We start from the raw sequence: 24,845 nt of genomic DNA on the forward strand, positions 1-24,845 counted from the left end.
TGCTAAGATGAACTTTTAAAATGTTGCACCTTTATAAGGCATTATTTGCAATGCCAACCGTTCATGATGGTTGGCTTGGCATGGCAACTGCTATACAAATTATTTTTAATATAAAAATATGCGCTTTATAAGTATTTGTAATTATTATAAATAACAATTATTTTTAGGCTTTTATTATTTTAACGCTATGATTGATGGCCGATGAGTTGGCATAGCCGTTGCACCTCTCATCGGTGTAAGTAGTTCGCTGTCAAAGCAATGTAAGTTTATTTACCAAGAAGCATTTGAAGAGTTCAGCATTATGAGCCAGATGTTGCTAAAATAGCACCTGCATTTATTTGGCTCATAAAAATACTTAAAGCTTAACGCTAAAAAAACAGCTCAGCTTTAAAAAAAGCAGCCGTTTAAAAAGATTTCTATCTAAAATTTTCATCCTACGTTCTACTGTCAGTACCACGCTAACCATAAGGGAAACTATCCATGTCGAATAAACTACTTGATCTTATCGAATCATCCAACGCCAAATGGGTCGATTTCCGTTTTACCGATACCCGCGGTAAAGAGCAACACATGACGTTCCCAGCGCACAGCGTCGACGAGGAAGTCATGGAAGATGGCAAAATGTTTGACGGCTCATCCATTGCGGGTTGGAAAGGTATCGAAGCCTCAGATATGATCTTGCGTCCTGATCCAGAAACGGCATTTATCGATCCTTTCTTTGATGCGGTTACCGTGGTTGTGACTTGTGATATTATCGAGCCATCAACGCTGCAAGGCTACGATCGTGACCCACGCTCTATCGCTCGCCGCGCTGAAGAATACTTGAAATCTACTGGCATCGGCGACACCGCTTTTTTTGGTCCTGAGCCTGAGTTCTTTGTTTTTGATGAAGTAAAGTGGTCTGTTGAGATGTCTGGCGTCAGCCATGAAATCGTTGCTGAAGAAGCGGCATGGTCAACCAATAAAGACTATGCATGGGGTAACATGGGCCATCGCCCGCGCGTTAAAGGCGGCTACGTGCCAGTACCGCCGGTTGATAGCTCACAAGACATGCGTGCGGTGATGTGTGATCGTATCGAAGATATGATTGGCGAAGGCTGCATCGAAGTCCATCATCATGAAGTGACACCAAACCAATTAGAGATTGGCGTGGCTTTTAATACTTTGGTTCGTAAAGCGGATGAAGTACAAAAGCTAAAATATGCCGTCCATAACGTCGCGCATCAGTTTGGTAAAACTGCAACCTTTATGCCAAAACCTATCGTTGGTGATAATGGCTCGGGTATGCACGTACATATTTCTATCTCAAAAGACGGCGTCAACACCTTCTCAGGTGATGAATATGCTGGCTTGTCAGAAACCGCGCTGTACTTTATCGGCGGTATTATCAAACATGCCCGTGCATTAAATGCGATTACCAATCCATCAACCAACAGCTATAAGCGCCTAGTGCCGCATTATGAAGCGCCTATCAAATTGGCATATTCAGCGTCTAACCGTTCAGCGTCTATCCGTATCCCGCATGTGAGTAGCCCAAAAGCGGTGCGTGTTGAAGCACGTTTCCCTGACCCAGCGGCTAACCCATACTTAGCGTTTGCGGCATTACTTATGGCAGGTCTTGACGGTATTCAAAACAAGATGCATCCAGGTGAAGCCGCGGATAAAAACTTATATGACTTACCGCCAGAAGAAGAAGCACTCATTCCAACGGTTGCTGAAAACTTAGAAGTGGCGCTACAAGCGTTAAAAGATGACCATGAGTTTTTATTAAAAGGTGATGTGTTTACTAAAGAGATGTTAGAAGCTTACATTGCGCTGAAGCAAGAGGAAGTACAGCGCCTTAACGTTACAGTACATCCTGTTGAGTTTGATATGTACTATAGTTGCTAATTACAGTTAACTCTAAATAATCCTGGTACCTAATATTTTGACGCGAAACTGTTATAAATTTTTATTGCTTGCTGTGCCTGCGCAGACAGAGGCTGCAAAAAATTTATCCCAGTTTCGCTGTATCGCTTTTATACTGAACATACTATAGTGCTAAGAACTTAAATTTTTGCACGCAAAAAAACCAGTTAAGGAAATCTTAACTGGTTTTTTTGTGGTCAATCAAAGTATACGTTTTATTGGTAAATTTACTGTGAAGTCATTGCTGATTTAATGGTAAAAATATCGCATAATGGTTTTATCTATGTATTAATAATAAATCGTTATTAGGCTAACTGACCATGATTTCATCATTAAAAAGTACTGTTTTTTTAAATAAAGAATTGCCGCTAAGCTTATTAGCAGGGCTGCTGATTAGCGCCGTCAGTCTTTATGCACCAATGGCAAATGCTGCTGCGATTTATAAAGTCGTCGATGAAAAGACTGGTCAAGTTACCTTTACCGACCGTCCGCAGAATTATGAGCAGCAAGCAGGCAAGCAAATTAGCCAAACCAGTGTCACGACTGGAAACGATAGTGTTGGTGCAAACCGTTCTAATCAAGCAAGTAACGCGAATGATCAGGCTGTCAATAGCACCCAAGCGCCGTCAGCTGCGACTAGTAATCCTAGCGCTACTGCCAACAGTGATTCAACCGCTAATAAAGCACCTATTAATTATCAGCTGACGATAACTGAGCCTAGCGAAGAGCGGGCGTATCGTCGTCCGGTACAAAGTATCGATGTAAAGCTGCAAGTAAAACCTGCACTGCAAGTAGGCGATACTGTCAGCATTTATTTGGATGGTAATGAGGTGGCGCAGGGTTTAAGCGCTTCGATTGCAACCGTTGATATACTGCCGGGTGCGCATAACATCAAAGCCGTGATAAAAAGTAAAAAAGGGCAGGCTTTAAGACAGGTAGAGCGTACCGTTTATGTCATCCAAAATACGCAAACCTTGCAAAAAAATAAAAAGTTAGCAGAGCAGCTTTTGGCGTATCAGCGCCTACCTTGGCATCAAAAAGTATTGTTAAAACTGCGTCAAGATGGCAAACAGCCGAGTATGCAATCCTTTACCAAGCCCATAGTTGATAGACCCATAGTTGACAAACCTATGACGCTAGAAGAACCAGTAAAACAGTAACTTTGAGTCACTTTATTAAGTGTTAATAATAAAAAGATAGCTATAAAATGAGGGCAAGCACTGAAAGCAGTGCTTGCCCTTATTGATAGAAGTTAGCAACAATACTATTGTTTAACTCATTATCTATTCATTTATTTTGTCAGTTCAATCGTGCCATTAGCTGTCACTGAAATGGTGCTGTTGCCTGACTCAAAGTTTTGTCTCGGCACTGATGCATCGGCAGCTTCCGCTTTCATACTCATGGCGCTATACATAGGAAGGGGGTAGTTGCTGCCCGTATTTAGATTGACATTGACGACGCGGTAACCACGTGCATCCCATGCACGAGTTAAGTTTTTTGCTTGCTGCTGAAAGGCACGAGAAGCATCGGTCATAAGCTTTTGCTCAAGCGCCTCTTTTTTGGCATCAGATACGCCAAAACTTAGATTTTCCATCACCAAGGTTTCTTGCAAATCGGCAATCAGCTGGCTGGTCGCGGCAAAGTCTGTGCTCTTTAAATCGATACTGGCTTGCCCTGTCCAGCCAATGATTTTGTCATTTTTATCATAACGTGGGTAGGTGCGCTGCTGACCGGTACTGACCGTCACGTTAGGGTAGCGTTTGGCGATTTTCATGGCGTTATTGATAGAGGTATTTAGCGTAGTGGCCAGTGCTTTTGCACTGCTCGCTTGCGCTTTTTTGTACATACTGGCGCGAACTTCATCGTTTTGCACTTCTTCTTTGACTTCTGTCTGAAAAGTCAACTGATCGTAGCCTGTTGGTTCTGCATGAGCGCTGCCCATCATCGCAGTCAATAAGGCAGCAGTACCTGCAGCAAGTGCGGCTTTGTTTATTAAAACTTTTTTCATGGTGATCTCCTAATAAATGTAGTAGTAATGGTCGTAATCTTTGCGGGTTATAACGTTATAAAGCACATGTTTATAGCAGCGTGGTTTGTAGTCATTTTTAGTCAACATGCTCTGATAAAATAGCAAAAAATCAACAAATTGCTGTGAGAATTTTGTCATTAAAGTGACGGCTTAGATTGGCTTATAAGCCCCTTTATCAGAGCATGTTTTGTGAGTATTTAACCTATAAAGCAAACAGTTTGATGATTGGGGTTGTAATAATAAAAAATTCTTGTATAATTTGCAGCTGGTGGCTCCATTGGTAGCCTCGCAACATTGTTCTATGAATCCCGCCAGGACCGGAAGGTAGCAACGGTAGTAGATTCAATGTGTGCCGAGGATGTGCTGATGGAGTCGCTTTTTTTTGCTTAAAATTTGCCGATAGTCCTGCTATGTCGTTTTAAATGAGTCAATCCTAATAATAAGTCCTTCATTATAAAGGGCTTTTTTTTCGCCTGCATTTCGTCTGATTTTCGCCTTCAAACAAAATGTATGGGTTAAAATACAATGTAGTAACCTTTAATAACAATATTGTGAACAAAAAACCTTTTGGAGTCTGATAATGAAAATGTTCGTTTGGCTATTCATTGCAGTGGTGGTATTGATTGTGGTGTTTGGGGTGTCAGTATTTAATAAGCTGGTACGTGCCCGCAACCAAGCAAAAAATGGCTTTGCACAAATCGATGTGCAGCTAAAGCGCCGTCATGACCTGATTCCAAATTTGGTCGAAACCGCCAAGCGTTATCTGAGCCATGAAGAAGAAACGCTGACCCGTGTGATTAATGCGCGTAATCATGCCCAAAGCTTACAAGATTCTACTAAGCATCAGCCAGACTCCCTTGAACATATGGCGTTGTTTGCCAAAGCAGAGGATATGTTGTCAAAAGCCTTGGGGCAATTTTCAGCGGTCGTAGAAGCTTATCCTGAGTTAAAAGCGGATAGTATGATTAAAGAGCTGATGGATGAGCTCACCAACACCGAAAACCGCATAGGCTTTGCCCGTCAGCATTATAACGACAGCGTGATGTTTTATAACAATGATCGCGAAGTGTTTCCCAATAATCTTGTCAGCACAACCTTTGGCTTTCGTCCACTTAGCCCATTGGTATTTGAAGATAGAAAACTCATTGCTCAAGCACCTGTCGTCGATATGGGCTGATATTTGTATCATATTAAATGCAGTTAGTTATAGTTAGGTAAAATACATAGATGGATTTTTTTGGTGCACAACGTAGCCGTACTCAGCGCAGCTTGTTGCTTTATGGGTTATTTTTTCTAATTGTTTTTGCCCATATTGCGGTGGCACTTAGTGTTATGGCGCTACTGCTCACGCTATTTACCGGTGGCATTTATCATTGGGTATTAATACTGGTTGCTGTCTGGACAATCGGTAGCTTTGTCGTTGGTAGTTTTTTAGAGTATAGGCGCTTAAAAGCAGGTGGTCGGGCAATTGCTCAACGTGTGGGCGCGGTGCGCTTGTTTATCGACCAAAGCCAAGACGCTTGGGAGCATAGCCAAGGAGTTGCCCATCAGCATCAGCCTGTATCAAAAGTTCGCTTTAGTGCCCGCCAAATTGCCGTGCGTGATGAGCGGGATTTCCCGCCTGTTTATCGGCGTTATTATGAGATTGCCCAGCAGCTAGCCATTGCTTCAGGTTTGCGAATGCCAATTTTATATGTGCTGCCTGAAGAACAAGGCATTAATGGTTTTGTAGCGGGTCGCCATAGCCAAGATATGGTGCTCGTCGTCACCCAAGGCGCACTCGATAAGCTATCTGATGAGGCGCTATACGGGCTAATAGGGCATGAGTATGGTCATATCTTACATGGCGATGCGACGTTTAATTTACAGCTAATGGTGGTGCTAGCAGGATTGCAATTACTCTATGACTGGAGTGATTCTATTAATAATTTTGGTGCTGGTTATAAAAGCAGTCATAAAAACAGTCAGCAAAACTATTCTGATGGCTCTTTTATTAATAGTGCGGTCAATCAAAGCAACCCTTTACCGCAAAAAGCAATCGATAGCCATGCGCGTAGCACTGAAGCGCAGACAGCCAACTTTACCACTCATAGCGAATGGGTCGCCTACTGGCAAAACCAGTCGCAAAGCCAGCAATCTTCAGCTAAGAGTCAGTCAAGATGGCTACAACATAATAATAAGTTTGATAGTCAAGCGCCGCGTAATATCTGGACATTATTAATCCATGGATTGAGTTTTTCTAGTATGGCCAGTGCGCAACTGATTAAACACAGCTTTAATCGTGAGCGCGAGTTACTTGCCGATGCGACCAGTGTGCAGCTGACACGTTCGCCGGCTATTATGGAAACCTTAAAGGCCATTCATCAAGATGCGCTTGGTTCGCGCCTAACTGGTATCGCCGATATCAATGGATTAAGTCATTTCTTTTTTGCCAGTAGTGGGGCAGATTTGGGTGACGTCTCTTGGCTTGCCACGCATCCAAGCTTGACTGTGCGTATGAGTGCCATCAATGCCAACGCTTATCATGATTTCGCCGTGCAAGTGGCTAAAGAAAAACGTCTCAATCAGCAAAAGATAAAAGAAATTTATGAACAGCGCCGCTTGGGTGATTGGGGCGTGATAGTAACAAATAGCCTAAGTAAAAATAAATTCGCTGATAAAAATATTAATAATAAATTCAATGATGTTATTGACGAAGATGCTATCGAAAAAGAAATCACAACCTTTTCTACTAGTGAGATAAATAATGAATTGCAGAGCGATAGTGGGCTTGAATTTGTTGTAGAGGAAGATGTTGTTATTAATGGGCGTTTGCAGGTGCAAGCACAAGATATTGGTACTCATCAGCTGCTTAAGCCGTGGCGAGCTAAACCTGATAGTGATTTGCCATCAGATACCTTGATTGGTATCGAAGATATACAAAAGGTATCGCTACCGCAGTATGTGCTCAATCACAGTTATCACCCGCTAGGGGCGCAGGCTTTGATTGAAGCCATGCTACTTTGTCATCAGGGTTGTGTGCTGTCAACAACAGCGACTTATGATTTAACTGATATCTGGCTTGGGCTTGCTAACGATGGAACCTCTGCTGATGAAACTGATTCTAATTCTAAAAATGATACAAGCGGCAACATGCAAATTTTACCGCATACACTCGATCATAAATTATTAGCGGCAGTGGCAAATCTTGATCGGCGCTTAGACAGCGCTTTGATTGCATGGGCGCTAAAGCAACTACGCCAGCATGATTTATCAGAAAACGCTATCGATGAGTTGCGCTTAAAGTATGAAGCCAGTCATCGTAATCAAGATCATCAGCATTATGTGCAGCAAAAAAAGTATCGTACTATGCTGATGCGCTATCAAAAGGGTATCATCGAACTGTTTGAAAACTCCCTTACGGCTGATTTAAGTCAACATTTCGCTGATAACATAGTCAGTGAAGATAATGCTATTGATAAAAATAAGCCAGTATCAACGTACTCAGGAACAATCGACTCTCGGTTTCCATCGATTTTATCATTATGGCAAGCGCTACAGCTACAGCAATTACTACCCATAATATCTGCCGTATTAAACGATAAACAGGTGCGGTCACATCTTCATCGCCAATACCCTTTATACTATCAATGGCAGCAAGTATTGCACGCTGGCACGGATGATATTTATGCTCAGCTTGACCCTTCAGGACAGGTATTTGATGGTCTTGATATTGCCGCAAAAACCATTCTTACTTTATTGGCTTATCGCTTATCAAAGGATGCCAAAGGGAAGATAATATCAGCGCTCAACTATAATAGCGCTAGCGTTGCTCATTATATTGTAGATTTACGCCGTCATGCACGTTTGCTTGATATTGATTTAGCAGCCGTTAGTGAGGCAAATTTGCAATGGCTATCATTGACCGCGCAAAGTTTAAATAGTGTCCAATTATTAGCATTAATAGCAGCCGTACCCATTTTTATAGCGCCTGCCAGTCAATCATCTGGTTCTAAAGTCAAAGGTGATGATAATTATCGACAGAGGCAACAGGGCGACGCTCAAATAGATTATAATGCGATTACCAATCAGCTTTATGTTTACAATGATTACCGGCAATGGCTGAGCACGTTGCATACAGTGATGTTACACGATACGATAGTCAGCCAAGATGAGTATGATTGCTTGACCGAGCTTGCCAATCATTGGTTAGATATTCGGCAGCTGTTTTGAGCAGATTAATTGATAATAAAAGCCTGTAAATCCATATTAGATAAGTAGGATAGTAAATAAGCATGAGTGATATCCAAGACCCGCTAATTGTAATGCAGCATCGTATGCAGCAGCGCCGGATTTTAGCGATGATGGGTATCAATCAGTGGGTGCAGCCAAGCTCTGAGACATTGAGTATCACAGATATTTCTGCGCCTGCTAATAATGACACTGACATTGATACACAATTTATCTCTACAAATGTTGAACAGCCAAGCATCGAATCTTCGAATATTGAATCTTCAGACAGTAAAGCCATGTCAGGTATGGTAGATGATGAATCTAGTAATCATTATTACGATGATACGAGTGAGACAGATTTAGATCAGCCTGACCAACAAAGCCCCGTTACCTATAGCTTTGACTCGACTGCCCCTGCCACCTCTAAGCCCGCCGTTACCTCCCTTGTAAATACTGTCGTCCAGCAAACTGCGATTGATAACATAAGTAACGCTGCGAGCTTTGAAGAGAAAAGCATTAAAAAAGCAGCACCATTCGATTTACAAGGTGGCCGCTATGGCGATTGGGTGATTTTGGTTGATATCCAAGCGCTCAATAATGACAGCCAAAAACTGTGGCAGAATATCACTCAAGCGCTATCTATCAGCTGTGAGACGACCTCATTTCCTATCTGTGAAGGTATGGATACGGCTGAGCTTGCCAATGCCAGCCTTGCAGGTTATATCTTTAAGCTTGGTCGTAGCGAAGAGATAAAAGTGGCGGCTTTAACGGCGTTGCCAGACGGCCTTGAGCATCCGAACTTTATCACGGTGCCGACACTTGATGAGATGCTTAAAGATAGTAGCCTTAAACGCCAGCTTTGGCAGCAGTTATCAAAGTAAAATTAAAGGCTTGCCACTTACTATTATTACGACTACTACGACAGGGAATAAAAAATAACGATAACACTCATCTTTAACCTTTAACCCTTAATAACCACGATGATTTCATCATATTTAGGATATTGATTATGACCACTAAAGCCGCGCCTAACCGTGTACCCAATTTTTCAGCGGGACCTGCCACCATACCGACCGCCGTCTTAGCACGCGCTCAAGAAGAGTTGCTTGATTGGCAGGGCCGCGGTATGTCGGTCATGGAGGTGAGCCACCGTAGTAAAGAGTACGTCGCGATTACCGAAAAAGCAGAAGCCAAGTTGCGCTCGCTAATGAGCATTCCAGATAACTATAAAGTGCTGTTTTTACAAGGTGGTGCTAGCTTACAGTTTTCAGCGATTCCATTAAATCTGTTAAATGGTGGCCGCGCAGATTATTTAACAACAGGTACTTGGTCTGGTAAAGCGGTTAAAGAAGCCCAGCGCTATGCCAAACTGGGTTTGGGCGAGGTCAATGTGGTGGCATCGGGTAAAGACAGTAACTTTACCGACGTGCCAGATGAAAGCGACTGGAACCTAAGTAAAGATGCGGCGTATTTCCATTACTGCGCTAATGAGACCATTCATGGTTTGCAAATATTTGAGCCGCCACAAGTCGATGCGCCAATTATCGCCGATATGTCCTCTTGCATTTTGTCACAGCCAATTGACGTCTCTAAATTTGGCATGATTTATGCCGGTGCGCAAAAAAACATCGGGCCAGCAGGACTAATCATTGTCATTATCCGTGAAGATTTATTAGGGCAGGCAAGTGAGTGGTGCCCACTACTGATGAACTATGAACATCAAGCGGAAAAAGAATCCATGTCAAACACGCCAGCAACGTATTCTTGGTACTTAGCAGGACTGGTATTTGAGTGGTTAGAAGAGCAGGGCGGCGTTGCTGCTATCGCTAAAATCAATCAGCAAAAAGCGGCTTTACTCTATAAAACGATTGATGACAGCAGCTTTTATAACAATCCAGTTGACCCCAAATATCGCTCTATCATGAATGTGCCGTTTACCTTGGCAGACAGCAGTCTTGATAAAGTGTTTTTAGAAGAGTCGGAAGCGGCAGGCCTCATGAATCTAAAAGGTCACCGCGATGTCGGCGGTATGCGCGCCAGCATTTATAATGCGGTGCCGCTAGAATGGGTACAGCAGTTGGTTGACTTTATGATTGCCTTTGAAAAAAAGTACGCTTAAGTTAGAACACGCCCTAGTACAAGTTTTAAAACAAAAGACGCAGCTTTATAAGCTGCGTCTTTTTTTATGCCTATTAGCATTTTTTTAAGGGGCATATGCGTTATGTAGCCACCTTAACCCTGCAAAGCATTAGGTTAAAAAATCTAAGTTTGTTATGATAAAATTTTGTGAATCGTCTATTTTGCAGCCAGTCTTTGCAGCCAGTCGCGCATTTTTATCCAAGTTGGTTTAGAGTAGAGGGTCGTTATGAGGGTTGTTATACAGTCATGATGCTAAAAAATACCATACTAAGGGCCGTCTTGCTTGCCACTGCTATCAGCCTGATACCTGCTAGTATCGCCGCGCCAATCACCACGACTGCGCTTGGGCATAATAGTACCACTGAGTATATTGACGTGCCATACATGCCCTATGCCAATCCAAAAGCGCCCAAAGGTGGCACGCTTTCACTGGATGCGCGCGGCACTTTTAATGCGGCCAATAAATGGATGACCACAGGCGTAGCGATGGTTGGCACCGATTATCTTTATGATACCTTGATGACGGGCTCACTCAATGAGGCCTTTACCATGTATCCGCAGCTGGCTGATAAAGTCACGTATGACCCTGATGATACCAGTTGGATTATTTACCATGTTAATCCTGCTGCGCGCTTTTGGGACGGCTCGTCCGTCACCAGTCATGATGTCAAAGCCACTTATGACGCGATATTAAATAAAGGACCGATGTATATCCGCAGTTATTTGGGCGATATTAAAGACATCGAGATTATCGACAAACAGCGCGTAAAGTTTGTCTTTAAGTCTGATGACAATAAGGAGATTTTATTAACGGTCGGGCAGTTTCCTATTTTTGCTAAGTCGTCCATCGATAAGGATTTTGAGAAAATAACCTTGACGCCGCTTATGGGCAGTGGTCCTTATAAACTTGGCCGCGTCGATGCAGGGCGCGCGGTCAGCTATGTGCGCGATCCCAATTACTGGGGTCGGGATTTGATGGTCAATCGCGGTCGTTATAACTTTGATAGGATTAAGTTTGTTTATTATCAAAGTGACGAGATTGCTTTTGAGGGTTTTAAATCTGGGCAATATCGCTTTCGCCCCGAGAACAAAGCCTCTAACTGGGCAACCGGTTATAATTTTCCCGCCGTCAAAGCTGGTTTGATAAAAAAAGAAACCATCAGCAGTGAAAACCCCGTACCGATGCAGGGTTTGGTGATGAATATGCGTCGGCCCATTTTTCAAGATATTCGCGTCCGCCAAGCATTGACGGCAGCCTATGATTTTGAATGGATGAATAAAACCTTGTTTCATGGGCAGTATGAGCGCTTACAAAGCTTCTTTCATGGCTCAGAGCTTGCTGCCACTGGTACGCCATCTGCTGCTGAGATGCAGGTGCTCAAGCCTTTATTATCCAAGCTTGAACCACTTCAGCGGCAAGCGGTATTAGATGAATGGCAATTGCCAGTCAGCGATGGTAATGGCTTTAATCGGAAAGCGTTATTAAAGGCACGGCAGTTACTGCTGGATGCTGGTTTTTATTATGATGATATGAAGTTGTATCAGCCTAACGGCAAGCCCGCCCAGATTGAGATTTTGATGACGGGCGAGACCATGGGCCGTGTATTGTTGCCTTATATTCGTAATCTAAAGCGTTTGGGCTTTGATGCGAGCTTACGCCAAGTCGATGGGCCGCAATATTACGAACGTGTGCGCCGTTTTGACTATGATATGGTGGTCGATGTCTTCGCCCAAAGTCTATCGCCTGGTGCGGAGCAAGTGGGCTTTTGGGGCAGTGCTGCCGCTGATGAAGCAGGTAATCATAATACAGCCGGTATTAAAAATCCTGCGATTGACGGTGTTATTAAAAAGCTGGGCGACGCCAAGAGTCGCGATGAGATTATATTATATACCCACGTACTTGATCGCCTGCTACGGGCAGGACATTATTTAGTCCCTTTATACGGAAAATCTAGCACCAATGTTGCCTACTGGAATCAATATCGTCATACTGAAAAACTGCCGACCAACGCTATTGGGATTGATTATTGGTGGGTGGATAAAGAAGCAGAAGCCCTGGTTAATCAGTATTTAAAGCAATAGCTCAAAATCACCTTTTAAAACAGTCAATAAAATAGGGCGCATTTTCAAAGTTTTATAAAAGCCTAAGATTCAAAAAATCAAAAATTTTAAGATTCAATGCAAAGCATTAGCCATAAAGATAACTACTGGTAAGGATTTAATATGAGTATTCGTATTCACCCGATTAAAGCATTTAATGACAATTATATTTGGACATTAATTAATGAAAATAATAAACAGGCGATTGTCATTGATCCGGGTCAAGCCGAGCCAGTTATTGCTTATTTAGAAGAAAACGGCTTAGAGCTAACCTCGATTTGGACCACGCATCACCACCATGATCATATTGGGGGCGTCGCAGAGCTGCAAGAATCTTATCCAATGACCCATTTGGTTGCGCATACGGAACACAATGTCGAAGAAGATCAGACCATAAAAGACGGTAATACGGTCAGTGCGTGGGGCTGCGCTGCGCAAGTGTGGGATGTCTCAGGCCACACGGCAAGTCATGTGGCGTATGTCTTAGACATCGATGGGCAAAAGCATTGCTTTTGCGGTGACACCTTATTTAGCGCAGGCTGCGGGCGCGTCTTTACCGGTACGATTGAGCAATTGCATGACAGCTTTAAGCGTTTAAATGGCTTGCCTGCTGAAGCGCTGCTGTATCCTGCGCACGAATATACCGCTAGCAACCTACGCTTTGGTTTATCTATTGAGCCTGCCAATGAAGCAATGCAGCACGCCCTTGTGCAAGCGGAAGAAAAAACCGCTCAAGGTATCCCCACATTACCGGTTACTTTAGAACATGAGCGCGCGGTCAATGTGTTTTTACGCACGCAAGAGCCGAGTGTAATCGCAGGCGTAAAGTCTAAAATGGCTATCGATGATGAAAAATCGTTAACGATATTTGCTGCGCTACGTGAGCTGAAAAATAATTTCTAAATGTTAAGTTGCCATATTTCTTTGTTGTAGGAAGCCGCCATTATGGGTCGTTATATCTTAAAAAGGTTGCTGCTGATATTACCGACGCTATTTTTGATATTACTGGCGAACTTTGTGATTGTACAAGCGGCGCCGGGTGGCCCTGTTGAGCAGCAGTTGGCGCTTATCGAGCAGGGCGCAAAAAATAATGCACTCGGCGGCAACATCGGCGCGGGCAGTGCAGGTGGTAATAATAGTACTTATCAAGGCACGCGCGGCTTATCAGAGGAAATGGTAGCGGCGATTAATGCGCAATACGGCTTTGATAAATCGGCACCTGAGCGCTTTTGGCTCATGCTAAAAAATTATGCCAGGCTTGATTTTGGTGAGTCGTTTTTTAAAGGTCAATCGGTCACGGATTTAATTATCGAAAAGTTGCCCGTATCCATCTCGCTTGGGCTTTGGAGTACGCTGCTGATTTATCTGATCGCCATTCCGCTTGGCGTCTATAAGGCCATGCATCATGGTTCAGGGATTGATAAAGCCACTGCCATGCTGCTGGCTATCGGCCATGCGATACCAGTTTTTGTATTTGCTGTCATACTCTTGGTGTTCTTTGCCGGTGGCAGCTACTGGAATATCTTTCCGCTACAAGGATTGACCTCTGAAAATTTTGATCAATTAAGCACCCTTGGTAAAGTGAAAGATTACTTTTGGCATTTGGCATTGCCGCTCTTAGCTAGTACCGTTGGCGGTTTTGCAGGCTTGACTTATTTGACCAAGTTTAGCTTTTTAGAGGAGCTTGGTAAGCAATACGTGCTTACCGCGCGCGTAAAAGGCTTGAGCGAGCGGCAAGTGTTATACGGTCATGTCTTTCGTAATGCCATGCTCATTATTATCGCCGGTATCCCAGCCGCTATCGTGGGAATTTTCTTTGCTGGCAACTTTCTTATTGAGATTATCTTTAAACTTGATGGTTTGGGGTTGTTAGGTTTCGAAGCCATCCAGCAGCGTGATTATCCAGTGATATTTGGTACGCTATTTATCTTTACTTTGGTCGGACTGTTATTACAGCTTATTAGTGATTTAAGCTATCACTTGATTGATCCGCGTATTGATTTTGAGGGGCGCTAATGTCAAGTCATCCATTATCTTCAGCGCCCCCAAGCGCATCTTCTATTGCCCGAGAAAAAAAACGTCGCCTAAATCCTATTTGGCAGGCACGCCTAAAGCGTTTTCGCCGAAATCGTCTTGGTGTGATATCGCTAGTTATTTTTACGCTGATATTTGTCATTTGTATGGCAGCCAATGTGATTGCCAATGACAAGCCGCTACTGGTGCAGTATCAAGGCGATTATTATTTCCCCGTCCTAAAAGCCTATCCCGAAACGACATTTGGCGGGGTGTTTGAGACCGAAGCCAATTACAAAGACCCTGCGGTGCAAGCGCTGATTAATGAGCAGGGCTTTTATATTATGCCGCCCATACCATTTGCTGACCAGACGCCAAACGTTGAGCTAGGGATTCCGTATCCTGCGGCGCCCAATAGTCAAAATTGGCTTGGTACCGACGATTTAGGCCGCGATGTGCTAGCACGGATACTTTATGGGCTGCGGGTATCATTATTGTTCGGTATTGCCTTAACGCTCGCGGGCGCACTGATTGGCATTATCGTCGGCGCGATACAAGGTTATTATGGTGGCTGGGTAGATTTGGCGGGGCAGCGCTTTATGGAAGTGTGGGGCGGGATGCCGCAGCTGTTTATGATTATTATTTTGGTCAGTTTGTTTAGCCCTAGTATCTTTATGCTGTTTGCCATGATGCTGTTATTTGGCTGGATGGGTTTGGTCGGTTTGGTGCGGGCAGAGTTTTTGCGCGCGCGTAACTTTGATTATGTCCGTGCGGCGCGTAATCTTGGCGTGTCAGACAGTCAAATCATGCTCAGGCATATTTTGCCCAATGCATTGGCATCAAGCTTATCGCAGCTACCATTTATTTTAACGGCTAATATTATTGCTTTGACGGCCCTAGATTTCTTGGGTTATGGCCTGCCGCCTGGGTCGCCGTCGCTGGGTGAGCTGATGGTACAAGGAAAAAATAACCTTGATGCCCCATGGCTTGCGCTATCGGGATTTTTTAGCTTAACTTTTATTTTGTCATTGCTTATCTTTGTTGGCGAAGCGCTACGTGATGCCTTTGATCCGAGGCGCTTCTAAGATGACAACTGATAATATGACAACTGCTCCTGAGCAAAACACCTATTTAAATCATAATGATAGCAATAGCCAAAATGAGCCTATGCTAATAGTGGATAAGCTGAGCATCGTTACTAACGCGGGCGTCACTTTAGTCGATGAGCTATCTTATGAGCTGCGGCAAGGCCAAACACTGGCTATTGTTGGTGAGTCAGGCTCTGGCAAGTCGATTGCCAGTCTTGCGCTATTGGGTTTGTTACCAGACAGTTTGACCGTTGCAGGTGAAGTAAAACTAGCAAGCTCGGCGGGTATGGATAACCTACCGATAATCAATAATAAAAAGCGTAATGCTGCATTGCGCCTCATTCGCGGTCAGCGCATCGGCATGGTGTTTCAAGAGCCGATGACCGCGCTTAATCCTCTGCATACGGTTGGCAAACAAATTGCTGAATCCCTGCATTTAAGCGCTGTACCTAAAAAGCAATGGCGCGAAAAGAGTATCGCCTTGTTAGACGATGTCAATATTACTGACCCTGCTGATAAATTAAATCGCTATCCACATGAGTTATCAGGCGGTCAACGCCAGCGGGTAATGATTGCCATGGCACTCGCGCAGCAGCCTGATATCTTAATTGCTGATGAACCAACCACCGCGCTTGATGTCACCCTCCAGCACGAAATTTTAGATCTATTAGATACTCTCAAGCGTCAGCACCATATGGCGATGATATTAATCAGTCATGATTTAAATTTAGTCAGACGCTACAGTGACGACGTCATCGTCATGCGCCAAGGGCAAACGATTGAGCAAGGGCAAACCGCAGCTGTATTTAATCAGCCTAAAGCAGACTATACGCGTACGCTTATCCGGCAAGATTTCGGCCAAGCGCTAAGCTTCAATGACGAGCACAATCAGCAACCAGTTGTATTGCAAGTAAATAACCTACAAGTGCAGTTCCCGATAGAAAAAAGCCTGTTTGGTGCCACCAAATGTTGGTTTAATGCGGTAAAAGACTTGGATATGAGCCTGCAAAAAGGGCAGGCATTAGGTATCGTTGGTGAATCAGGCTCTGGAAAAACGACGATTGCCCTTGCCTTAAGTCAATTACTTAGCAATCAAGCACGTGTCAATGGTCAGATAATAGTCAATGGGCAAGACATTACGGCATTGTCCAAACGGGAGCTACGTACCTTGCGCGCGCAAATTCAGATGGTGTTTCAAGATCCCTTTGCCAGTATCAATCCGCGCATGACAGTCATGCAAATTGTGGAAGAAGGCTTGTTGGTACAAGGCGTCAATAAACCAGCACGCCAGCAAGCGGTGATGGAGAGTTTGGCGACCGTGCATTTGCCATTAGAGTTTGCGCAGCGTTATCCGCATGAATTATCAGGTGGTCAACGTCAGCGGGTCGCGCTTGCGCGCGCCCTGATTATGCAGCCAAGTCTGTTGATATTAGATGAGCCAACGTCTGCGCTAGATAGCACCACGCAGGTTACCGTGGTTAATTTGCTACGGGAAATTCAGCAAAAACTGCAAATCAGCTATGTGTTTATCAGCCATGACTTAAAAGTAGTCCGCGCCTTATGTCAGCATATGATGGTGATAAAAGATGGCATGTGTATTGAGTCTGGGCGTAGCGAAGCTGTGTTTAATAATCCACAGCATCCATATGCCAGGCAGTTATTACAAGCAAGTGTAATTTAGCCTAAGTATTAAAAGCTACACAACTATCTTAACTACCCACCTTAACCAGCTTAATTTTAGAAAATTGGAACACCTTACATGATTGGCAGGCTCAGCATAAAACCTATCCAAGCCCGAGATACCAGCGAGCCAAATCGTCCCTCAACCACGCTCGAGCTACTATTTGACTTGGTGTATGTCATTGCTGTCGCCGCCGCTGCCAATGGTTTTTATAATCGTTTGAGTGAGCATGACCTTTCAGGTTTTTTGACCTTTATCATTGCATTTTTTATTCTTTGGAATGCATGGACCAGCTTTACTTGGTTTGCGTCAGGCTACGATCCTGATGACTGGTTTTATCGCTTATCGGTGATGTTTCAGATGTTTGGTTCGCTCATGATAGCAGCCAACATTCATCAGTTTTATGAGCAAGGCCTGACATGGATTGGCGTTACTGGCTATGCCATTATGCGGCTGGCGAGTTGTAGTCAGTGGTGGCGCGTCTATCGCCAAGTACCGGGTCACCAAAAGGTTGCTGGTCGCAGTATATTTGGTTTGTTAAGCTTGCAGGTCTTTTGGATAAGTTGGCTGTTTTTACCTGCCTCTCTACAAAGGCCAGCTTTGTTTTTATTTATCCTAGCTGAGCTTATTATGCCGATGTGGGCGCGCTCAGAGCAGTTTAATAATTGGCACCCCGGACACATTGCCGAGCGTTACGGGCTTTTGACCATCATTGTCTTGGGTGAGGGCGTGGTTGGCGTCAGTAATAGCATTCAGTACTTTTTGGTCAATTCTGCCTCAGCCGCCAGCTCTATTATGTTTTTGGGTTCAAGCTTGGTTGCTTTGGTTTTTTCTTTATGGTGGCTGTATTTTATCGTCCCTTTCGCTACCATTTTAAATAAAGAGCGCCGCCGCCATGGTTTATTTTTATTTGGCTATGGTCACTTTTTTATCTTTGCCTCAATCGCCGGGCTAGGCAGTATGCTAAATTTGGTCACAGAAGCTGTCGCCGCCGACACCAGCGCTCCTGGCTATCAAATTATCTCCCAACCTTATGCAATGGGCATGTTGATGGGTATGTTAAGCGTTTTTTTACTGACGCTTACGATACTGCGCGAGTTAACGTGCCATAAATCAAGACATAATATTATCGCCGTACTCGTCGCCTTGACCATCGTCGGGCTAAGCTATATGGCGGTCGTACAAGGACTGCCAATTACCTATGGTATCTGGCTAAGTATCTTGGCGCCTGTGGTGATGATTTGGTATTTTGGGCAAGATAATAAGCAGTGGCTGGTCAAAGAAGCGCGCTGATAGGCAGTACATAGCAGTTCATAATAATCGCGACATCTTAAAAATGGCGGTGGTACAATAACTTTAGACAGTAGTTTGCTCTAGGCAGATACTGACGTTGTAGGTCAGTTTTTACTTTAACAGCGGCTATGCTTCGCTGTTTAAAGTTGTCGTTACTGCTAGTATTAGCACCATTAAAAAGGATTTTTATGCCCATGAAAAAAAATATTATTTCTAAATTAGTAAGCAATAACCCATTACAGCAGGCCGGTTATTTGGCCGTTGCCAAGACACGCGCCAAAGTGTTAAAAGCCTTCGCTTACGTTGTGCCTATCAGACGGCCGATGTTATTTGTCGGCGAGAGCTCGTGTGAAGATTTGTGCGACATGCTCATCAATGAAGGCAATACCAACGTGTTTATTGTTACCGATGCGGTGTTAAACAAGCTTGGTGTCCCTGCCAAAGTCACTGATTATCTCGATAAAAAGAATATTAGCTACAAAGTCTATGATGGCATTACCCCAGATCCTACGTTTAAAGTCGTCGAAGAAGGGCTGCGTAAATCTGTTGACGCTAAATGCGATTCGATTATTGCGATAGGCGGCGGCTCGGTCATTGATGCTGCTAAGATGATTGCGATGTCACAAGGCAATAACTGCAAGCCAAAACAGCTTATGGGTATCTTAAAAGCCAGAAAGCCTTCGGTGCCACTTTATTGTATTCCTACCACGGCTGGCACGGGCTCAGAAGCGACCTTGGGCGCGGTGGTGTCAGATGACAAGACCCATCAAAAAGCCCTATCTATCGACCCAAGAATGGTGCCATTAGCCGCTGCTATCGACCCTGTCATTATGAAAGGTATGCCAGCGCATATCACAGCGGACACGGGTATCGATGTGTTAACCCATGCTCTAGAAGCGTGGATGAGCGCCAATGCTAGCGTTGAGACAGATTATTATGCTGCCTCTGCGGTTAAATCTGTCATGCAAAACCTACCGCTGGTTTATAAAGATGGCGGCAATCTTAAAGCCCGTGAAGAGATGGGCATTGCCGCTCATTACGGCGGTATCGCCTTTAATAAGGCGGGTTTGGGCTACGTTCATGCCATCGCTCACCAATTGGGCGCGCACTACAGTATTCCTCATGGCCGCGCCAATGCCATCGTGCTGCCTTATGTTCTTGACGTCAACCGTAAAGGCAGCAAAAAACGCTTAGCGGCGCTGGCTCGTAGAACGGGTATGGTAAAGGATGGCCAAGCTGGCAATAGCGATAGCGACATTGCAGACCATCTCATCGCGCAAGTATGCGACCTGATTGCCACTTTAAATATCGATCCGACGATTAAAGACATGCAAAGCAGTGATTTTGATGATATTGCCAAAGCAGCAGCAAAAGAAGTCAGTGATACCTATGCGGTGCCGACCTATTTGTCAGCCTCTGAGATTAAGGCTATCTTAACAAAGATTAAGCAAGCCAGTGATGAGCATGCCAGTCGTGATGCTGAAAATGATAAAGTTGCTTAACCTTAAAAGCCAGTGAATAACCTCTAAAAACAAAAAAGCATATTACCTTATCAGTAATATGCTTTTTTTATGATTTTAAACAACCCACTTAAAATGCAGGGCGGCGTTTTGGCACGGCATCTAAAAATTCATTACGCGCTTGATTGTCGTGTACATATTCGCCGAGCATCGCTGTGCTGCGCGTGGTCGAATGCTGCTTGCTGACACCGCGCATCATCATACACATATGCGCTGCATCCATGACTACCGCCACACCGCGGCAACCTGTCACATCCATAATGGCTTGTGCCACTTGTTCGCTTAAATTCTCTTGAATTTGCAAACGACGGGCAAACATATCGACGATACGGGCGAATTTTGACAGCCCTAATACTTGTCCATTTGGCAAATAACCAATGTGCGCGATGCCATGAAACGGCAACATATGATGCTCACATAATGAATAAAATTCAATGTTTTGCACCAACACCAATTCACGATTGGTCGATGGGAATACCGCGTCGTTGACGACTTCCTCCAAGCTTTGATGATAACCTTCAGTCAAGTGCGCAAACGCTTTTGCTGCGCGCATCGGGGTTTCTTCTAAGCCGGGACGCTGTAAATCTTCGCCAGTTGAGATGATTAGCTGACGATAAGATTCGATACTTTCTTGATAATCTGATGTAATTGTTGGGGTATTGCTCATAAGTTTGGCAGCCATCCAAAATGTGGGTGTAGCTTAACGCTAAATCCTCGTTTACAAATAAGCGTTGTAAAGGACTTTATAAAGATTGTGCAAGCTGGGAAGGGTTGTGATTATACTTGAAAAGCACTCAACTTCATACCGTTATGGACAATCCCTATCAGCTATCTGCAAAAACCGTCACTCAAATGCTGGTTATCTGAAGGGTTACGCGCACAAATATAAACAGTAAAGGTGAGCGATTGGCAAAGAGAGTTATAGTTTACGACTGTTTACTTAAATTGATTCGTGTATAATAAAGCCACTTTATATCTTTACTTGCGCTCTCTTATATTGGCTCATTTTAATGAGTTTCAATAGTTTAATCGTTCAACAAGGAAATATTATGCTACTACAAGGACAACGCTTTGTCGTCACCGGCATCGCCAGCAAACTCTCTATCGCTTGGGCAATCGCTGAAGCGCTGCACCGCGAAGGCGCGTCGTTAATTTTGACGTATCCCAATGATAAAATTAAAAAACGTGTCGATATGGCCGCAGAAGCTTTTGAAGCTGACCTAGTGCTTGAGTGTGACGTGGCGTCCGATGAGTCAATTGCTGCGTGCTTTGAGCAAGTGACCGCGCACTGGGGCGATGGCATTGATGGCGTTGTCCATGCGATTGGTTTTGCGCCGATGGATCAGCTAGACGGCGATTTTGTTAAGGCCACGACCCGTGAAGGCAGCCAGATTGCCCATGATATCTCAAGCTACAGCTTTGTCGCATTGGCAAAAGCAGCGCGCGAGCTGTTAGCCATGCGTCACGGTTCTATGCTGACCTTGACTTATGAAGGGAGCATCTCGGTATTGCCAAATTACAATGTCATGGGTATGGCAAAAGCCAGCCTTGAGGCCAGTGTGCGCTACCTTGCTACCTCGATGGGCGGCGAAGGTATTCGTGTCAATGCCATTTCTGCTGGTCCTATTCGTACCCTTGCGGCAAGTGGCATTAAATCGTTCCGTAAAATGCTCGACATCAGTGAAAAAATCGCCCCGCTACAGCGTAATATTACCCAAACCGAAGTCGGTAATGCCGCGCTTTTCTTGCTGTCACCGTGGGCATCTGGTATTACTGGCGAGATTATGTTTGTGGATGCAGGTTTTAATACCGTCGCCATCAGCGAGCAGTTAATGATGCTTGATGAGACAAAATAACAGCTACTCATTATACTGCCAATGCTAGATAATGTGCTTTAAGCAGGTCGGAAGGCAGCCAATTGGCTGTCTTTTTTAGTTATAATAGGGGCTTTTTTGGTGCTAGGCCATTGGGCGGCGAATATGATAACCAGATTACCAAAATGGATATTGTGGGGCGGCGCTGTGCTGGCATTTAGTGCTGGCTGCGTCAATACGGCGGCATTGATGGGCTTTACCAATTTGTCTGTCTCGCACGTGACGGGCAACGTCAGCTTGTTTTCAGCCGCGATTGCTCACTTGGACGGCCGCAGTATTTTATATATTGGCGCGTTGTTGCTATCGTTTTTGGCAGGGGCAATATTAAGCGGTTTTGTCATTGGGCAACGCTCATTAAAACTGGGCCGGCGTTATGGCAGTGCGCTTTATATTGAAGCGGCGTTGTTATTGATTAGCTACTGGTTATATCAGCAGCATGATTATTTAGGACAATTGGCGGCGGCAATGGCGTGCGGTTTGCAAAATGCGATGGTTGCTACCTATAGCGGCGCGGTTATTCGCACCACGCATCTGACTGGCCTGACCTCTGACATGGGCGCTGCCATCGGTAATTGGCTGGCTGGTCGTCGTATCAGTAAGCCGACATTGGGTTTTCAAGCGATTATTTGGTATTGCTTTTGCGGGGGTAGTACAGTCGGCGCGTTTTTATATGCCAAAGTTGGTTATGGCGCGTTATTTGTGCCCATTAGCATTGTTTTAAGTGCAGCCTTTTTTTATAACTATATGTCAGATCGCCTACCAGAGAAAAGACAGCCTAGACAAAAAAAGCGCCCATCTCTTTGATGCGCGCTTTTTGTTTTAATTTTATCGTTTAAGTAAGCTTAATGATATTGTTTAAACAAGCTTAATGATTTTAGTGACAATGATAAAGCCAGATTATCTATCGTCTTCTTCATGATCTTCATGTTCGTGCAGGCCTTGCATCATGTCCAACGCCGAATCATCAGTACGCTGCTGATCTTCCTTGTCCAAGCCATCTTGATTGATGTCTTTTGGCGCCATTTTGGTGGTTGAGTCGGTTTTATTGGTATTTGGCATAAGATACTCCTGTTTGTTTTTAGCAATTTTCGATAGAAATTCTTAAAAGTACAATTGTTAAAAATAGAGCAAGTTTATTGATATTTGGTTTTATATTAACTTATTTAGTATGGGATAGCGTCATAGGGTTGTACAGGTATAATATGGACTTATTTGGTGACGATGTGTAACCGCATATCACGAGGGTTACGGCTTAATAATATTGATGCGTTAATCTTCGACCAGCGTTGTTTTTGTCTATCGTTTCCGTCCATTGTTTGCGTTTTAATTGGTATGGGCTATATCTAAAATGCATGGCCTAAAGAACATTTATTAAATTCTAATGACGTTATTTCACACCAATTTTAAGAACAGTTTTTTTTGCATTCGTTTTTTTATATATCCGCTATGATGAAGACGTATTTTTGCGGTTGTCGGTTAAATAGTTGCCAATCGCTAACATAAACATACGTCTTTGCTTTAGTATCTTTTACACTGTCTTTGAGGAAATAGGGACATTTTATGTCAGAGAAAAAACTAGACAGCCATCTTCCTGACGATGGCAATGAGTATTTATTTACCGATACCTTTCCAAAGGGTACGGGCAAAGGGTTGGTCGTTGTCGCTATTGCAGCGATTATCAGTATGATTATCTATAACGTCTTGCCATTCGATATCAATGCCAACAAAGGCCTTGCGATGCTGTTTTTTATCGGTGCGCTGTGGCTAACAGAGGCGTTACACGTGACGATTACCGCGCTTTTGGTCGTCGTCGTTGGGGCGCTAATTGGCATTCCAGAATTTGATGCAGAGATTGGCTTACAAAGCTTTGCCAATCCGACCATTTATTTATTCTTTGGTGGTTTTGCGTTGGCGGCGGCATTGCATGTGCAGCAATTGGACAAAAAAATTGCCCTAAAGATTTTATCGATGTCAGGCGGCAAGCTAAGTACGGCAGTGTTTTTGATATTTGGCGTAACGGCATTTTTGTCGATGTGGATATCGAATACGGCGACCGCGGCGATGATGTTGCCATTGGCGCTCGGTATTTTAACCCAAGTTAACCGTGAAAAAGACCGTGGCACTTTTGTGTTTGTACTACTGGGTATTGCTTATTCGGCAAGTCTTGGTGGCCTTGGCACCATCGTTGGTTCACCGCCAAACGCCATCGCGGCAAAGGCGCTTGATATTGCTTTTGTAGATTGGATGAAGTTTGGCATACCGATGATGCTGGTGCTACTGCCTTTATTATTGGGTGCCATGTATGTGTACCTAAAGCCAAATCTAAATCGTAAAATTACGCTCATTGATGACGATCCTATCGCGTGGAATAAACCGCGCATAGTGACGATTATTGTCTTCATCATCACCGCACTTAGCTGGATATTCTCTAAGAAAATCGGTGCAGTATTGGATATCACAGATACCGATGCCGTTATTGCCTTATCCGCCGCTGCTGCTGTGGTCAGTTTGGGCTTGGTTTCATGGAAGCAGGTATCTGATAACACCGACTGGGGCGTGCTCATGCTGTTTGGTGGCGGTATTGCCTTATCAACGATTTTGAAAGTTTCGGGCGCGTCTTTGGTACTGGGTGAGACGGTGGCCAATGCGCTGTCTGCTGCACCGCTTATCGTGGTGATGATTGCGGTATCGGCATTTATTATTTTCTTGACAGAGTTTGCTTCTAATACGGCTTCTGCTGCTCTATTGGTTCCCGTGTTTGCTGCTATTGCTGAGCAAATGGGATTGCCGCATGAAGTGCTGGTGTTGATTATCGGTATTGGTGCATCCTGTGCCTTTATGCTACCAGTTGCGACGCCGCCAAATGCGATTGTCTTTGGTACGGGGCTGATTAAGCAGAACGAGATGGTTCGTACGGGTGTCATTCTTAATATTATCGCCACCCTTGTGGTCGGGCTGTGGGCGTATTTTTTCTTAATATAGCCTAAG

Annotated in this window: 19 protein-coding genes and 1 other RNA gene; 17 read left to right on the plus strand and 3 right to left on the minus strand. The window is 44.2% G+C overall.

What is annotated here, in order from left to right:
* The first annotated feature begins 480 nt into the window (after window positions 1-480).
* Both glnA and B4240_RS11410 read left to right on the plus strand, forming a co-directional pair.
* Window positions 481-1,890 (plus strand): type I glutamate--ammonia ligase, encoded by a 1,410-nt coding sequence (gene glnA / locus B4240_RS11405; protein WP_296239307.1) that lies wholly within the window; start codon window positions 481-483, stop codon window positions 1,888-1,890.
* 338 nt (window positions 1,891-2,228) lie between these two features.
* A complete protein-coding gene (locus B4240_RS11410) occupies window positions 2,229-3,068 on the plus strand; it encodes a DUF4124 domain-containing protein (protein WP_296239308.1) in 840 nt (279 codons plus the stop codon).
* Window positions 3,069-3,199: 131 nt separating this feature from the next.
* Here the strand turns inward: B4240_RS11410 and B4240_RS11415 are convergent, their stop codons facing one another.
* Window positions 3,200-3,916 (minus strand): SIMPL domain-containing protein, encoded by a 717-nt coding sequence (locus tag B4240_RS11415; RefSeq protein ID WP_296239310.1) that lies wholly within the window; start codon window positions 3,914-3,916, stop codon window positions 3,200-3,202.
* 296 nt (window positions 3,917-4,212) lie between these two features.
* On the opposite strand from B4240_RS11415, the gene ffs reads away from it, so the two are divergent.
* The 12 genes from ffs (at window position 4,213) to B4240_RS11475 (ending at window position 19,965) form a co-directional block, all read left to right on the plus strand.
* An RNA gene (ffs, locus tag B4240_RS11420) (signal recognition particle sRNA small type) lies at window positions 4,213-4,309 on the plus strand.
* A gap of 208 nt (window positions 4,310-4,517) precedes the next feature.
* Window positions 4,518-5,114, plus strand: coding sequence for a LemA family protein (locus B4240_RS11425; protein ID WP_296239312.1), 597 nt, complete (start codon window positions 4,518-4,520; stop codon window positions 5,112-5,114).
* A gap of 50 nt (window positions 5,115-5,164) precedes the next feature.
* On the plus strand, window positions 5,165-8,149 hold the full coding sequence (locus tag B4240_RS11430; protein WP_296239314.1) for a M48 family metalloprotease: 2,985 nt from the start codon (window positions 5,165-5,167) through the stop codon (window positions 8,147-8,149).
* Between the two features lie 62 nt (window positions 8,150-8,211).
* On the plus strand, window positions 8,212-9,030 hold the full coding sequence (locus B4240_RS11435; protein ID WP_296239316.1) for a hypothetical protein: 819 nt from the start codon (window positions 8,212-8,214) through the stop codon (window positions 9,028-9,030).
* Between the two features lie 128 nt (window positions 9,031-9,158).
* Window positions 9,159-10,268, plus strand: coding sequence for a 3-phosphoserine/phosphohydroxythreonine transaminase (gene serC / locus B4240_RS11440; RefSeq protein ID WP_296239317.1), 1,110 nt, complete (start codon window positions 9,159-9,161; stop codon window positions 10,266-10,268).
* Window positions 10,269-10,537: 269 nt separating this feature from the next.
* Window positions 10,538-12,370, plus strand: coding sequence for an extracellular solute-binding protein (locus B4240_RS11445; protein WP_296239366.1), 1,833 nt, complete (start codon window positions 10,538-10,540; stop codon window positions 12,368-12,370).
* 141 nt (window positions 12,371-12,511) lie between these two features.
* Window positions 12,512-13,291, plus strand: a complete 780-nt coding sequence (gene gloB / locus B4240_RS11450) for a hydroxyacylglutathione hydrolase (RefSeq protein ID WP_296239318.1) — start codon at window positions 12,512-12,514, stop codon at window positions 13,289-13,291.
* A 42-nt stretch (window positions 13,292-13,333) separates the two neighbouring features.
* Complete coding sequence (locus tag B4240_RS11455) at window positions 13,334-14,404, plus strand: microcin C ABC transporter permease YejB (protein WP_296239320.1); 1,071 nt, start codon at window positions 13,334-13,336, stop codon at window positions 14,402-14,404.
* Complete coding sequence (locus tag B4240_RS11460) at window positions 14,404-15,486, plus strand: ABC transporter permease (RefSeq protein WP_296239323.1); 1,083 nt, start codon at window positions 14,404-14,406, stop codon at window positions 15,484-15,486. The genes B4240_RS11455 and B4240_RS11460 overlap by 1 nt, the downstream gene beginning before the upstream one ends.
* Window position 15,487: 1 nt before the next feature.
* Window positions 15,488-17,170, plus strand: coding sequence for an ABC transporter ATP-binding protein (locus B4240_RS11465; protein ID WP_296239325.1), 1,683 nt, complete (start codon window positions 15,488-15,490; stop codon window positions 17,168-17,170).
* A 78-nt stretch (window positions 17,171-17,248) separates the two neighbouring features.
* Window positions 17,249-18,463 carry a low temperature requirement protein A gene (locus B4240_RS11470; RefSeq protein WP_296239327.1) on the plus strand — a complete coding sequence of 405 codons (1,215 nt, stop codon included), beginning with the start codon at window positions 17,249-17,251 and terminating at the stop codon, window positions 18,461-18,463.
* A 188-nt stretch (window positions 18,464-18,651) separates the two neighbouring features.
* Window positions 18,652-19,965 (plus strand): iron-containing alcohol dehydrogenase, encoded by a 1,314-nt coding sequence (locus B4240_RS11475; RefSeq protein WP_349679093.1) that lies wholly within the window; start codon window positions 18,652-18,654, stop codon window positions 19,963-19,965.
* 88 nt (window positions 19,966-20,053) lie between these two features.
* On the opposite strand, the gene folE is transcribed toward B4240_RS11475, so the two are convergent.
* Entirely contained in the window at window positions 20,054-20,650 is a 597-nt protein-coding gene (gene folE, locus B4240_RS11480; RefSeq protein ID WP_296239331.1) for a GTP cyclohydrolase I FolE, read from the minus strand.
* A gap of 382 nt (window positions 20,651-21,032) precedes the next feature.
* Between folE and B4240_RS11485 the strand changes: the two genes are divergently transcribed.
* Entirely contained in the window at window positions 21,033-21,839 is an 807-nt protein-coding gene (locus B4240_RS11485; RefSeq protein ID WP_296239333.1) for an enoyl-ACP reductase FabI, read from the plus strand.
* A 123-nt stretch (window positions 21,840-21,962) separates the two neighbouring features.
* Complete coding sequence (locus B4240_RS11490; protein ID WP_296239335.1) at window positions 21,963-22,661, plus strand: YoaK family protein; 699 nt, start codon at window positions 21,963-21,965, stop codon at window positions 22,659-22,661.
* Window positions 22,662-22,754: 93 nt separating this feature from the next.
* Here B4240_RS11490 and B4240_RS11495 read toward each other — a convergent pair whose 3' ends face one another.
* The gene (locus B4240_RS11495) at window positions 22,755-22,916 is read right to left on the minus strand and encodes a hypothetical protein (protein WP_296239337.1); all 162 of its coding nucleotides are present in this window, start codon (window positions 22,914-22,916) and stop codon (window positions 22,755-22,757) included.
* Between the two features lie 501 nt (window positions 22,917-23,417).
* Here B4240_RS11495 and B4240_RS11500 point away from each other — a divergent pair.
* Window positions 23,418-24,839, plus strand: a complete 1,422-nt coding sequence (locus B4240_RS11500) for an SLC13 family permease (RefSeq protein ID WP_296239339.1) — start codon at window positions 23,418-23,420, stop codon at window positions 24,837-24,839.
* Window positions 24,840-24,845: the final 6 nt, after the last annotated feature.

The sequence above is a fragment of the Psychrobacter sp. UBA5136 genome, from assembly GCF_002414005.1.
Classification (GTDB): Bacteria; Pseudomonadota; Gammaproteobacteria; order Pseudomonadales; family Moraxellaceae; genus Psychrobacter.